This window comes from Mycobacterium sp. NPDC050041 (assembly GCF_049541695.1).
In the GTDB taxonomy this organism is placed as follows: Bacteria; Actinomycetota; Actinomycetes; order Mycobacteriales; family Mycobacteriaceae; genus Mycobacterium.
Window position 1 is genome coordinate 774768 of sequence record NZ_JBMVDG010000003.1, and the last position, 12690, is coordinate 787457.

Here is a 12690-nt window from a genome sequence, read left to right on the forward strand (position 1 = left end):
CTCAGGCGGCGGTCTGCTGGCCGGTTGCGGCGTCGACACGTGGGCCGCGGTGGGCCAGCGCGACGCGCAGCCGTTCCCGGCCGCGGTAGATCCGCGACATGACGGTGCCGATCGGGACGCCCATCAGCACGGCGGTCTCGGCGTAGGTGTAGCCCTCGATGTCGGCGTAGTACACCGCGGCACGGAACCCCTCGGGCAGGCTCTGCAATGCAGCCCGAATATCGTTGTCGGGCAGTCGATCCAGCACCTCGTCCTCGGCCGACCGCAGCCCGAGCGATTCGTGCGACGCGCTGGCGGCCAGGTCCCAGTCGTGGATCTCGTCGAACGCGGTCTCGGTGACCCGCGACTGCTTGCTGCGGTACGTGCTGACCCAGCGGTTGTACTGGATCCGGAACAGCCACGCCCGCAGGTTGGTTCCGGGCCGGAAGTTGTGGAATCCCGCGAAGGCGTGCAGCAGGGTGTCCTGCAGCAGGTCCTCGGCGTCGGCGTCGTTGTGCGTCAATCTGCGTGCGCCGCGGAGCAGCACGTCGTGGAGCGGCTCCACGCCCTGGGAGAAGTGGGCGGCGAGCTCGGCGTCGGGCCGGACCGTCGCGGTGGTGCCGGGCGCTACGACCTTCACGGTGAACCTCCGAGTGAGTGGGATGGGATGTCCTACTCAGACTCGCGGCTGCGGGGTCCGGGGGGACCCTTGGAAACCCGTGGTCCGTGGTCAGTGGTCCGTGGTGGATACCACGGGGTCAGGGTGTCAGCCGGCCCACGAGACGGTGCGCAGCTGCCTGCGCGAGGTGACGCCGAGCTTGACGAACACCTTGCGCAGGTGCCACTCGACGGTGTGTGTGCTGATGAACAGCTGCGCGCCGATCTCCTGGTTGGTCAGGCCCTCGCCGGCGAGCTTGGCGATCTGGGCCTCCTGCGCGGTCAGCTGGTCACCGGAGGCGACCGGCTGTTTGCGCACCTTCTCACCGGTGGCCAGGAGTTCGCGCCGCGACCGCTCGGCGAACGCCTGGGCTCCCATCCGGCTGAACAGTTCGTGCGCGGCGTTGAGCTGCCTGCGCGCGTCGATGCGACGGTTCACGCGGCGCAGCCACTCCCCGTACCGCAGCTGGGCCCGCGCCACGTGGACGACGACCTTGGTGCGCGTGAGCCGTTCGACGGCTTCGGTGTGCAGGGCGTCGACGGTGGCTTCGTCCGCGGAGTCGGTCAGCAGGGCCCGCGTGCTGGCCAGCACCCCGAGTCCCCAGTCGGTGCCCGCGGCGAGGGTGCGCTCCTCGAGGGCGTCCAGCGCCCTGGCGGCGGCCGCCCGCTCACCGGTGTGCACGGCCGCCTCGACCAGTTCGAACAGCGCCCAGCCGTGGGTTCCGAGGTCCTCGTGGGCGGCGGCGTCGCTGACCGCGGCGTACGCCTCCTCGTAGCGGCCGAGGCCGTTGTACAGCACCGCCGCGGCGTGGCCGACGACACCGAGCAGCCGGCCTTCACCGCGGGCGCCGGCTTCGGCGGTGGTGGCCTCGAACATGTCGACGGCATCTGCCGCCACCCCCCGCGATGCGGCGAGCAGCATGGACTGGTGGGTGATCGGCGAGTAGTAGCCGGTCGACCTGATGATCGACTGCGCTTCCTCGATGAGTGTTGCGGCCGTGGTGAATTCGCCGGTCAGCAGGTGGAAGCCGGCCCGGTATCCCAGTGTCTGCGGCAGGCCGGCCAGCGCCCCGGCCTCGCGCGCGCGCCGCACGGCGGTGGCGGACAGTTCGTCGAGCAGCGCCTCGTCCCACAGTTCGAGGGCCGCGGACTCCTGCAGCACGGGGAACGCGGGCACCAGCCAGCGCAGCACGTGCACGTCATCGGCGCGGGCCTGGACGCACATGTGGTCCAGTGCGATGCGCAGCGCCGGGCAGCCGGCCTGCACGCCATCGGTGATGCGGACCGCCCACCCGCGGAGGAGATAGTCGACCGCCCGCGGGAACTCCTCGGCGTCGCCGATCGCGGCGCGGGCGGCCGCGGCGGCTTCGGCGAGCGCGCGGGGGTCACCTAGCCGCCCGGCGAACATGGTCGCGGCGATGGCCTCGAGATAGCTTTCGCGAGAGGAGAAGTCGTCGACGCCCACCAATTGCTCGGCGGCGTCGAGGAGCGCCGGTGCGGTGTCGGCCAGCCGCTTGGCGCCGGTGTCCCCGCCACGGGCGCGGACGAACTCCATCTGCGCGCGCAGCCGAGCGACCTGGGCCTGCTGAAGATTGGTCAGCGGTCCGAGCTGGGCGATGGACAGCAGTTCGTGTGCGGCGGCAGGCGCCGCGGCGTCGCGCTTGGCGCGGGCGGCGGCCAGCGCCCTGGCGCTGCGGTGCGCGGGGTCGGCGGTCAGGGTGGCGGCGCGCTCGAGGAACTTCGCCGCGGCCGCGATGCCCCCGCGGCTCTGGGCCCGGTCGGCCGAGGCTTCGAGTTCCGCGGCGACGGCGTCGTCGGGTCCGGTGGCCGCGGTGGCGGCGTGCCAGGCGCGGCGGTCGGGGTCGAGCTCCGGGTCGGTAGCGAGGGCCAGTGCCTGGTGCACGGCGCGGCGTTCGGTGAGATCGGCCGCGCGGTAGACGGCCGAGCGGACCAGCGGGTGGCGAAACCGGATGCGGCCACCGAACTCGATGAGCCCTTCGGCCTCGGCGGGGCCGAGCGCATCGACCGGCACCCCGAGATAGGTTGCGGCGCTGAGGAACACAGCGGCGTCGCCGACGGGCTCGGCGGCCGCGAGGAGCAGGACCGTACGGGTCTCGGGCGGCAGCGTCTCGATTCGGCGGATGAAGCCTTCTTCGATCTGGCCCGCCGAACGGCCGACGCCGACGTTGAAGTAACCGCCGTCGAGTTCGGACGCCGGATTGTTGCGCGGCACTTCCAGCAGGGCCAACGGGTTGCCCCGGGTCTCGGCGACCACACGGTCGCGCACCCGGGGGTCGATGCGGCCAACCATCACCGAGTCGAGCAGATCGCGGGCGTCGCTGTCGGACAGGCCGCCGACCGCGAGTTCCGGCAGGCCGGCCAGCGCTTCGGCGCCCTCGACGCGCGCGGCGCACACGATGGCGACCGGCTCGGCCAGCAGACGGCGCGCGACGAACGCCAGCGTCTGCACCGACACCTGGTCGAGCCACTGGGCGTCGTCGACGACGCACAGCAGGGGCTGGTCGTCGGCGGCGGCAGCCATCAGGCTCAGCACGGCCAGCCCGACCAGGAACCGGTCGGGGGTCGGGCCGACGCCGCGGCCGAAGGCGACGTCGAGCGCCTCGCGTTGGGGTTCGGGAAGCGAGCCGAGGTGGCCCAGCAGGGGCGCGCACAGTTGCTGCAGGCCCGCGAAGGCGAGTTCCATGTCGGACTCCACGCCGGCAACTCGGGCGATGCGGAATCCGGCGGCGGTGTCGGCGAGATGCTCGAGCAGGGCGGTCTTGCCCACTCCGGCCTCCCCGCGCAGCACCAGGGTCTGGCCGCTGCCGGACCGGACGCTCGCCAGCAGTGCGCGCAGCGCCTCGGACTCGCCGGCGCGTCCGCGCAACCGCTGCCCTCGACCTCTGCCTGCCATCGCGTCCACCGTGGCGACGACCCTACCGGGAAGCGCAGAGGCTACGTCATCGTGCGCAGCTGTCGGCGCGAGCTGATGCCGAGCTTGACGAACACCTTCCGCAGATGCCATTCCACCGTGTGCGTGCTGAGGAACAACTGCGCGCCGATCTCCTGGTTGGTGAGACCGTCTGCGGCCAGCCGGGCGATCTGCGATTCCTGAGCCGTGAGCTCGTCGCCCGAGCGCATCGGTTGCTTGCGCACCTTCTCTCCTGCGGCCATCAGCTCGCGGCGGGCACGCTCCGCGAACGCCTGCGCTCCCATCCGATTGAACGTCTCGTGCGCACGCCCGAGATGCTGTCGCGCCTCCGTCGTCTGGTGGCTGCGGCGCAGCCATTCGCCGTACCGCAATTGGGTGCGCGCGAGCTGGGTCACCACCCGCGTGCGCTCCAGGCGTTCGATGGCCTCGGTGAACAGCGCGTCGGCCTCCTCGTTGTCGGCCAGCAGGGCCTGGGCGCCTGCCAGCGCGCCGAGCCCCCAGTCGGTGCCGCTGTCGCCTGCGCGTCGTTCGAGCCGCTGCACCGCCTCCTCGGCGGCATCGTGTTCGCCGAGGTGCGTCGCGGCCTCGGTCAGCTCGAGCAGGCACCAGCCGGAGAAGCCGAGATCGTCGCTCGCGCAGGACCGGCGCGCGCCGGCGAACGCTTCCTCGTACTGGCCGAGACCGTTGTGCAGGATGGCGGCGGTGTAGCCGGTGAGTCCGAGCAGCCGGCCCTCGCCCTTGGCGGTGGCCATGTCGGTGGCGACCTCGATCAGCGCCGTGGTCTCGTCGGAATTCCCACGCCACGCCGACAGGTGCAACCGGTGATATTTGACCGGCTTGTGATTCGTCGCCGCGGAGATCTCCTCGGCCTCCTCCAACAACGCTGCCGCGTCGTCGAATTCGCCGGCCAGGACGTGCACTCCGGCGCGGAACGCGAGGGCGGACGGCAGCGTGGCGAGCGCCCCGGCGTCGCGCGCGTTGCAGACCATGGCCGTCGCGAGGCGGTGCATGACCTCGTCGTCCCACAGTTCGCCCGTCGCGGATTCCTGGACGATGGGAAACGCGAGCGACAACCACCGCAGCGCCTCGCCGTCGTCGCGCTGCGCATGACTGCACCAGTGTTCGAGCGCGGTGCGCAGCCGGTCGGCGCCTTCGGTGAGGCCGCCGGTGATCAGGTCGGCCAAGCCGGTGAGCATGAGGTCGGCGGGGCGGTGTGGGTCGGCCACCCCGTTGATCGCATGCCGGACCGACTCGGCGGCCGCGACGAGTGCACCCGGCGGCGCACACTGCGACGCGTACATCGCCGCCGCCAGCGCCTCGAGGTGCGCCTCGCGCGCCGACTGGTCGTCGATCGTCTCCAATCGCCGTGCAGCGTCGAGGAGTTGCGCGGCGGCCGTGGCGATCTGCGGCGCCCCCGGCTCGCCGCCACGACCGCGAGCGAACTCCATTTGTGCGCGCAGCCAGGCCATCTCGGCTCGCTGCGACTCGCTGAGCGGGCTGAGTTCGGCGATCGCGAGCAGATCGTATGCCGCTTCGTAGGCGGCCGCGTCGCGTTTCGCCCTGGCGGCGACGAGCGCTCTGGCACCGCGCAGGTGCGGATCGGCGCTCAGGGCGACGGCGCGCTCGAGGAAGGTCGCAGCGGCAGCGATCCCGCCGCGGGTATGCGCCCGGCCGGCGGACGCCTCGAGCTCGGCGGCGATCTCGTCGTCCGGACCCGCGGCGGCGTTGGCCGCGTGCCATGCCCGCCGGTCCGGGTCGAGATGCGGATCAGTGACGTCGGCCAGTGCGCGGTGGACCGCCCTGCGGTCGGCCAGTTCGGCCGCGCGGTAGGCGGCGGACCGCACCAGCGGGTGACGGAACCGGATGCGCGGACCGAACTCGATGACGCCGGCAGCCTCGGCAGGCGCCAGCGCGTCGACCGGGATGTTCAGTTCCGCGGCGGCGCGCAGGAGCAATCCGGCGTCGCCGATGGGTTCCGCGGCCGCGGCGAGCACCAGCAGCCGGGTGTCGCGAGGGAGCGACGCGATGCGGCGGACGAAGCTCTCCTCGACATGGCCCGCGGACGGGCGGGTGGGCGATGTGCCGAAGCCGCCGACGAGTTCGGCCGCGGAGACGTTGCGCGGCACCTCGAGCAGGGCCAGCGGAATGCCGCGGGTCTCGGCGATGATGCGGTCGCGCACCCGCTCGTCGATCCGCCCGAGCACGACGCTGTCGAGCAGTTCGCGGGCGTCGCTGTCAGAGAGTCCGCCGACGGCGAGTTCGGGCAATCCGTGCAGCACCTCGGCGCCGTGCTCACGGGCCCCGAACACCAGCGCCACCGGTTCGGCGAGCAGCCGCCGCGCGACGAATCCGAGCACCTGCGTCGACACCTGGTCGAGCCACTGCACGTCGTCGATGATGCACAGCTGCGGTTGCTGTTCAGCGGCCGTCGCCAGCAGGCTGAGCACCGCCAGGCCGACGAGGAAGCGGTCGGGTACCGGTCCGACGCCGCGACCGAACGCCACAGCGAGCGCGTCACACTGCGGTTCGGGCAGCCTCTCGACGTGCGACATCAACGGGGCACAGAGTTGGTGCAGGCCGGCGAAGGCGAGTTCCATGTCCGATTCGACGCCCGCGACGTGCGTGACGCTGAAGTCGCGGGCCTGCGTGATCAGGTGGTCGAGCAGTGCGGTCTTGCCCGCACCGGCCTCGCCACGCAGTACCAGCACCTGGCCGCTACCCGATCGCGCACTCGACAGCAGACGACGAAGCTCTTCGCATTCGCCGCCACGCCCGCGCAGTCCTCGACCGCGAGTCGTCTTCGCCATCCGCGCCATCGTAGGTTTCGTTTCGCGGATAGCGGTAGCGGGGAACGGGCATCATGGCCAGATGGCATCCGATTCGTTGAGCGACGAGGTCATCGCGTTCCTGTCCGACGGCACCCGCACCGGCAAGCTCGGCTATGTCGCGGCCGACGGCCGGCCCCTCATCGCACCCGTCTGGTTCCTCGTCGAAGGCGGGCAGCTGGTGATCAACACCGGGAAGAACACCGCGAAGGGGCGAGCGCTGCAACGTGATCCGCGGGTGGTGCTGGTCGTCGACGACGAGAGGCCGCCGTTCTCCTTCGTCCAGGTCCAGGGGATCGCGGCACTCACCGACGACGATCCCGACATCCTCGACATCGCGACGCGGATCGCGACGCGCTACATGGGCGAGGAACTCGGTCCGCAGTACGGGGCCCGCAACGGCGTGCCTGGCGAGCTCGTCGTCCGAATCACCCCGACAAAGGTGATCGCGGCGTTCGACGTCGCCGACTGACGGCTACCGGGCGGCCACGGTCTCGCGGACCCAGTCGGCGAAGCGGGTGTCGAACAGAGTCGCGCCGGGGCCTGGCACCAGCGTGTCGTCGTCGATGTCGACACCCCAGTAGCGCGCGGCCGGGTCGGTGACCACGGTGCGGGGGTCGCCCTTGGCGGCCAGCGAGATGCGGACGAGCTCGTCGAGGCCGAACCGCTCGGGTCCGCCGATCTCGACGATGCGGTTCTGCGGTGCGCCCGCGGCGGCGATCGCGACGGCCTCGGCGACGTCGGCCGACGCCATCGGCTGCCACTTGGCGTTCGGCAGCCGGACGATGTCACCTTCGGTCGCCGAGTCGGCGATGGTGCCGACGAACTCGAAGAACTGGGTGGCGTGCACGATCGTGTATGGCGTTGCGCCAGAGACGATCAGCCTCTCCTGGGCGAGCTTGGCCTTGAAGTAGCCGCTCTGCGGGGCCAGCCGGTCGGTGCCCACCACCGACAGCGCCACGTGGTGCTTCACGCCTGCCTCGGCCTCGGCGGCCAGCACGTTGGTGGTCGCGGTGGTGAAGAAGTCCATCGCCGCGTCGTCGAGGGTCGGAGAGTTGGAGACGTCGACCACGACGTCGGCGCCGGTGAAGACGTCGGCGAGGCCTTCACCGGTCACCGTGTTCACGCCGCTGCTGGGCGAGGCGGAGATGGCGTCGTGGCCGTGTTCGGTCAGGTCCTGCACGACCTTGCGGCCGATCAGGCCGGTCCCCCCGATGACGACGATCTTCATGATGGCGTTCCTTCCGCTGTGGGTCCTTCTCGACCGCCAGAACGGATGGCCGTGCGCGGATTCATCCCGCGGTGTCAGGCCGAGCCGAGGTCTACGGCGTCGCCGTCCACCGGCCGCACCTGAATGCTGTTGCCCGTCAGCGCTGCCGAGCACTGGTCACACGCCAGCTGTGGCGCGAAATCGTGACCGTCGTGGGTGAGCAGCAGCGCCGGTCCCTCCCGTGACGAGTAGTGGGCCTGCGCCCAGTGGATGGCCGTCGCGACGACGGGGAAGAACGCCCGTCCCTTCGGGGTCAGGTGGTACTCCGACCAGTCGGCGCGTTTCGGGTGGGCGGCGGCCTGCAGCACGCCGATGTCGCAGAACACCCGGAGCCGGTCGGCGATCAGCGCGCCGGGCGCCTCGAGCCGGTTCTGGAAGTCGGTGAACCGGCGGGTGCCGAGGAACGCGGCGCCGATAACCGCCGAGGACCACCGGTTGCCGACGATGGCCATGGTGTCGGGGAACAGTCCCGCGGGATCGCTGCCCGTCCGCCGGCGGGTGACGGCCCGCGGCACCGAGCGCTGCCAGCCGCCGCTCGGTCCCCACCGCCCGGTGATGTCCTGCGACTCGACGGTTTGCCCGCAGTGCGCGCAGTGCAAGACGGGTGAGAAGTCGTGGCCGCAGTCGCGGTGGTGCATGTCGGGCAGGGCGTCGGCGCGGTGCTCGGACCACGTGCGTTCCCACTGCCAGATGGCGACGAGCATCGGCCACAGCGCGCGGCCTTCCGGCGTGGCCACGTATCCGGCGCGCAGCGGCTGCTGCTGGTAGATCTCGCGCTGCAGCAGCCCGTCGCGGACCATGGCCTGCAGCCGGCCGGTGAGCACCGCGTTCGAGATCGGCAGCACCGCGAAGTCACTGAATCGGGTTGCGCCCATCAGTGATTCGCGCACCAGCAGCAGGGTCCACTCGTCACCGAGCAGGGCGAGCGCTCGCCCGATGGCGTTGGTGTCGCCGGCCCGCAGCTCGAAGGGCGAACTCATCGCATGGTGTGCCACTGCCGCAGCTCGGCGCCTGCCACCCAGGTGGAGTGCGTGCCGCTGCAGACGCGTTCGGGCAGCCGCAGCGTGCATACGGGGCCGTCGCCGATGCGGGCGGCGTCGTAGACCACGCAGTAGGAGGCGTCGTGGTTCATGTCCATGGTCAGGGTGACCAGGTAGCCGTCGTCCTCGCCGGTGGAGCCGACCCGCGGCGCCATCGCGGTCTCGCTGCCGAACACCCCGTCGCCGAACGTGATCCGCTCCTCGGTGCCGGCGTGCAGGTCGTGTTTGACCAGGCCGTCGAACAGGAACCAACCGGGCTGGCCGGTGGCGGCGTAGACGTAGCGGTAGTCGCGGGTCTGGTAGTCGCCGTTGATCATGCCGAACTCGGTGAGGTGGTCACCGAGGCGCTCCTCGGTGGCCGCGCCGGTCGTCAGGTTGAACCGCCAGCGGTGCAGCCGGGACTCGAAGGCGTCGAGCGCGAGGTAGCGGTAGGCGGCGTCCTCCAGGGACTTGGCGCCCTTGGTCGACGGCGACGGGTTGCCCTGGAAGAAGCCGTCGAGAACGATCTCGTCGCCGTCCTCGTAGGCGTTGGTGAAGTGCAGCACGTAGGTCGGGGCGGTCTCGAACCACATGACCTTCGACTGGTCGCCGCGGCGCGGGACGACGGCGAAGCGCGACGGCAGGTCGGGATGCCAGGCCGGGGCGTGCACGTCGTGCTTGAGCAGTTCGGGTGACCAGAACAGCGGGAAGTCGTTGAGGATCACGTAGTTCTCGGTGTAGGCCATGTCGTGCGGCATGCGCGGTCCGGGCAGCGGGACGTCGGTGGTGTGCAGCAGGTTGCCGTCTTTATCGACGGCGCCGTAGCGCAGGTACGGCTCCTCCTTGCTGTAGCTGAAGAACAGCAGTTCGCCGGTGACGGGGTCGACCTTCGGGTGCGCCGAGACGCCCCACTCGGGGACCCAGTCCTCCTTACCCGCGGTGTCGGCGGTGAACGGGTCGACGCGGTAGAGGTCGCCGCACATGTAGAAGCTCGACAGCGCCATGCCGCGGTGCACGACGATGTCGGTGCTCGAGGCGTCCTTCATCCGGGTGCGGGCGCCCCAGCCGTCGTCGCGCTTGGCCGATCCCGGCATCTCGAGGAAGCCGGCCCACAGCGACTCGCCGGCGTCCTGTTCGGCGAGGAAGCCGTCGGTGCGGACGAATCTGTTGCGGTAGTTGGCCGTTCCGTTGTGGAACTCGACGAGGTGGATCATGCCGTCGCCGTCGAAGGGGTGGTAGTTCTCGATCGGCGGGTGCAGCGGGTTCTCGGTGTTGCGCAGGTAGACGCCGTCGAGGTCGGCGGGAATCTCGCCCTGGACCACGTCGAGGTCGTCGGCGCGCCACTCGTTGAGCTGAGGGCGCCACGGCCCGGTGCGATAGCGGTGGGCGTCGTCCGCAGGCAGCGTCGACGCGTAGGTGTTGAGCAGTTCGACCCGCATGCGCCTCAAACTATGGTTGACAGAGTCACTCTGTCAACTGAACCATAGGGGCATGGCTGAGGACATCTGGATCATCGGGGCGTACCAGAGCGATTTCGCCCGCAACCTGACGCGCGAGGGCCGCGACTTCGCCGACCTGGCGCGCGAGGTGGTCGACGGGACGCTGGCGTCGTCGGGCCTGAGTGGCCGCGACGTGGGGACGGTGCACGTCGGCAACGCGTTCGGCGAGATGTTCAGCGCTCAGGGCCATCTCGGTGCGATGCCGGCGACGGTGAACGACGAGCTGTGGGGTGTGCCCGCGTCGCGGCACGAGGCGGCGTGCGCCTCGGGCAGCGCGGCGGTGCTCGGCGCGGTCGCGGAGTTACGGGCAGGGTTTCACGAGGTGGCGCTCGTCGTCGGCCTCGAGCTGGAGAAGACGGTGCCCGGCCGGGTCGGCGCGGAGTACCTGGGAGCGGCGGCCTGGACCGGACACGAGAACGTCGACGCGGACAACATGTGGGCGTACGTGTTCTCGCGAGTGGCCGACGAGTACGACCGGCGGTGGGGGCTCGATCACACGCATCTGCATGCGATTGCGTCGACGAACTTCGATGCCGCCAAACGCAATCCGAATGCGCAGACGCGGGCGTGGTCGCTGCCGGACCTGACGGTCGACGGGGATGACGACGAGGCGAATCCGCGGGTGGAGGGGCGGCTGCGGCGGTCGGACTGCACGCAGTTGACCGACGGTGGCGCGGGTGTGGTGGTGGTGACCGATACCTATCTGCGAGCGCATCCGGCGATGCGGCCGTTGGCAAGGATCAGGGGCTGGGGCCACCGCACGGTCGGGCTGGGCCTGGCGCAGAAGCTGGGTCGCGATCCGGAGTCGCCGTACGTGATGCCGCACGTGCACGCGACGGTGCAGGACGCGTTCGGTCGGGCGCGGGTGAGTCTCGATGACGTCGACGGCTTCGAGGTGCACGACTGCTTCACGCCGAGTGAGTACATGGCGATCGACCACATCGGCCTGACGGGCCCGGGCGAATCGTGGAAGGCGATCGAGAACGGCGACATCGCACTCGGCGGACGGCTGCCGATCAACCCGGGCGGCGGCCTGATCGGTGGCGGCCATCCCGTCGGCGCGACCGGAGTGCGGATGCTGGTCGACGCCGCCAAGCAGGTGAGCGGGACGGCTGGCGAGTATCAGGTCGAGGGTGCCCGGACGTTCGGCACGCTCAACTTCGGGGGCAGCACGGCGACGACGATCAGCTTCGTGGTGGGCGCGGCGGACTAGTCACACCAGGCAGTCGGTGCTGTAGCCGGACACGGCGATCATGCCGAGGTACGCGAGGATCATCACGGCGGTTGCCACAATGGCGAGCGTGAGCCGGATCCGACTGATCCGCCGGCGGCGGGCGATGAGGACTGCGATCAACGCACAGCCGATCGCGATCATTACCCCCGATCCGATTACCTGCATCATCTGCATGGCGCGGAACTCTGCATCGCGAGACGCCCAGTCACCGTCATAGACCCGGTCGCACGAGTCCCCACCGCCACGGGTCAGCGACACAGCGCCGAGGAAGATCGCCGGCCACAGCAGCGGCGCTGTCACCACGTACGCCCACGGGAGCGCATCGGGATGACGCGCGAAGTAGCCCTGCGATTTCGGCGTGTCCTCGCGCGCTGACCGCGCGAGGACACGCGGAAACCCTCGGTCGTTCATCTGCTCGCCCTTAGTCGGGCTTGACGGGGTGCCGGCTGAGGATCGACACCCGGTTGAACGCGTTCATGGCGGTGGCGACCCAGATGACGGCGGAGAGCTCGTCGTCGCTGAGAACCTCTCGCGCGCGGGCGTATTCGCGCTCGGCGGTGTCGTGGTCGGGCAGGGTGGTGGTGAGCTCGGCGAGGCGGAGCGCGGCCTGCTCACGGTCGTCGAAGAGTTCGGTGTCGCGCCAGACGGACAGTGTCGCAAGCTGTTTGACGGTGACGCCGGCGCCACTGGCGCGGCGGACGTGTACCTCGAGGCAGGACGGGCAGCCGTTGATCTGCGACACCCGCACGTTGATGAGTTCGATGAGGCCGCGCGACATGCCGGCGTCCTTGGCCGCTGAGGTGACGCTGGTCGCGACGCCGATCAGCGCCTTGTAGGCGTCTGGGGTCTGCTTGTCGATGTGCAGGTGCGCGGTGTCCACCGCGCCGATGCTACGCAGAGTTGCCCGCAGCGCAGGCGAGCGTGGCTAAACCGCGATGCGGGCGAAGAACGCGCCGGCGACGATGCCGATGATGATGGCGACGGTGGTCTGCCCCATCATGACGGCCAGCACCACGCCGGAGATCGCGGCGACGACGCCGATGATCGCCAGGACGAAGCCGAACACCCAGCGCGGATCCAGCGGGGCGCGGTCGTGCCCAGCAACTGAGTGCGAGGAGAGTGACCCGGGGTTCAGGGCGTCCATCAGCGGCCTTTCCGTTGTGGTGGCGAACACAATTAAACGTGTTCGTGACGAGGATCACAACTAGCTCATCTAAGGATGTTGCCGCCGGAATGAACAGTCCGGCAAGCGCTTCAGCCCCGCCGCTGATCTAG

General features: G+C 70.4%; 11 protein-coding genes. 2 read left to right on the plus strand and 9 right to left on the minus strand.

What is annotated here, in order from left to right; genetic code table 11:
• Position 1: 1 nt before the first annotated feature.
• The 3 genes from ACPCHZ_RS14170 to ACPCHZ_RS14180 form a co-directional block, all read right to left on the minus strand.
• Positions 2–619: a sigma-70 family RNA polymerase sigma factor gene (locus tag ACPCHZ_RS14170; RefSeq protein WP_423485280.1), complete on the minus strand. Its 618-nt coding sequence runs from the start codon at positions 617–619 to the stop codon at positions 2–4.
• A gap of 126 nt (positions 620–745) precedes the next feature.
• Positions 746–3550 carry a helix-turn-helix transcriptional regulator gene (locus ACPCHZ_RS14175; protein WP_423485281.1) on the minus strand — a complete coding sequence of 935 codons (2805 nt, stop codon included), beginning with the start codon at positions 3548–3550 and terminating at the stop codon, positions 746–748.
• Between the two features lie 41 nt (positions 3551–3591).
• The gene (locus ACPCHZ_RS14180; protein ID WP_423485282.1) at positions 3592–6375 is read right to left on the minus strand and encodes a helix-turn-helix transcriptional regulator; all 2784 of its coding nucleotides are present in this window, start codon (positions 6373–6375) and stop codon (positions 3592–3594) included.
• 61 nt (positions 6376–6436) lie between these two features.
• On the opposite strand from ACPCHZ_RS14180, the gene ACPCHZ_RS14185 reads away from it, so the two are divergent.
• Entirely contained in the window at positions 6437–6865 is a 429-nt protein-coding gene (locus ACPCHZ_RS14185) for a PPOX class F420-dependent oxidoreductase (protein WP_423485283.1), read from the plus strand.
• A gap of 3 nt (positions 6866–6868) precedes the next feature.
• Here the strand turns inward: ACPCHZ_RS14185 and ACPCHZ_RS14190 are convergent, their stop codons facing one another.
• The 3 genes from ACPCHZ_RS14190 to ACPCHZ_RS14200 form a co-directional block, all read right to left on the minus strand.
• A complete protein-coding gene (locus tag ACPCHZ_RS14190; RefSeq protein ID WP_423485284.1) occupies positions 6869–7624 on the minus strand; it encodes an SDR family oxidoreductase in 756 nt (251 codons plus the stop codon).
• A 74-nt stretch (positions 7625–7698) separates the two neighbouring features.
• Positions 7699–8643 carry a winged helix-turn-helix transcriptional regulator gene (locus ACPCHZ_RS14195; RefSeq protein ID WP_423485285.1) on the minus strand — a complete coding sequence of 315 codons (945 nt, stop codon included), beginning with the start codon at positions 8641–8643 and terminating at the stop codon, positions 7699–7701.
• Positions 8640–10121, minus strand: a complete 1482-nt coding sequence (locus tag ACPCHZ_RS14200) for a carotenoid oxygenase family protein (protein WP_423485286.1) — start codon at positions 10119–10121, stop codon at positions 8640–8642. The genes ACPCHZ_RS14195 and ACPCHZ_RS14200 overlap by 4 nt, the downstream gene beginning before the upstream one ends.
• A 52-nt stretch (positions 10122–10173) precedes the next feature.
• Between ACPCHZ_RS14200 and ACPCHZ_RS14205 the strand changes: the two genes are divergently transcribed.
• Positions 10174–11394 (plus strand): acetyl-CoA acetyltransferase, encoded by a 1221-nt coding sequence (locus ACPCHZ_RS14205; protein WP_423485287.1) that lies wholly within the window; start codon positions 10174–10176, stop codon positions 11392–11394.
• On the opposite strand, the gene ACPCHZ_RS14210 is transcribed toward ACPCHZ_RS14205, so the two are convergent.
• The 3 genes from ACPCHZ_RS14210 to ACPCHZ_RS14220 all read right to left on the minus strand — a co-directional run bounded on the left by ACPCHZ_RS14210 (position 11395) and on the right by ACPCHZ_RS14220 (position 12559).
• The gene (locus tag ACPCHZ_RS14210) at positions 11395–11715 is read right to left on the minus strand and encodes a hypothetical protein (RefSeq protein WP_423485288.1); all 321 of its coding nucleotides are present in this window, start codon (positions 11713–11715) and stop codon (positions 11395–11397) included. It lies immediately after the preceding gene.
• Positions 11716–11836: 121 nt separating this feature from the next.
• Positions 11837–12295 carry a carboxymuconolactone decarboxylase family protein gene (locus tag ACPCHZ_RS14215; protein ID WP_423485289.1) on the minus strand — a complete coding sequence of 153 codons (459 nt, stop codon included), beginning with the start codon at positions 12293–12295 and terminating at the stop codon, positions 11837–11839.
• 45 nt (positions 12296–12340) lie between these two features.
• Complete coding sequence (locus ACPCHZ_RS14220; protein WP_423485290.1) at positions 12341–12559, minus strand: hypothetical protein; 219 nt, start codon at positions 12557–12559, stop codon at positions 12341–12343.
• Between the last annotated feature and the right edge of the window lie 131 nt (positions 12560–12690).

Bases quoted from the DNA above. Each gene is read 5' to 3' on its own strand.
- ACPCHZ_RS14220 (WP_423485290.1), bottom strand. From the start codon at position 12,559: ATGGACGCCCTGAACCCCGGGTCACTCTCCTCGCACTCAGTTGCTGGG.
- ACPCHZ_RS14190 (WP_423485284.1), bottom strand. From the start codon at position 7,624: ATGAAGATCGTCGTCATCGGGGGGACCGGCCTGATCGGCCGCAAGGTC.
- ACPCHZ_RS14180 (WP_423485282.1), bottom strand. From the start codon at position 6,375: ATGGCGAAGACGACTCGCGGTCGAGGACTGCGCGGGCGTGGCGGCGAA.
- ACPCHZ_RS14185 (WP_423485283.1), top strand. From the start codon at position 6,437: ATGGCATCCGATTCGTTGAGCGACGAGGTCATCGCGTTCCTGTCCGAC.
- ACPCHZ_RS14205 (WP_423485287.1), top strand. From the start codon at position 10,174: ATGGCTGAGGACATCTGGATCATCGGGGCGTACCAGAGCGATTTCGCC.
- ACPCHZ_RS14200 (WP_423485286.1), bottom strand. From the start codon at position 10,121: ATGCGGGTCGAACTGCTCAACACCTACGCGTCGACGCTGCCTGCGGAC.
- ACPCHZ_RS14175 (WP_423485281.1), bottom strand. From the start codon at position 3,550: ATGGCAGGCAGAGGTCGAGGGCAGCGGTTGCGCGGACGCGCCGGCGAG.
- ACPCHZ_RS14195 (WP_423485285.1), bottom strand. From the start codon at position 8,643: ATGAGTTCGCCCTTCGAGCTGCGGGCCGGCGACACCAACGCCATCGGG.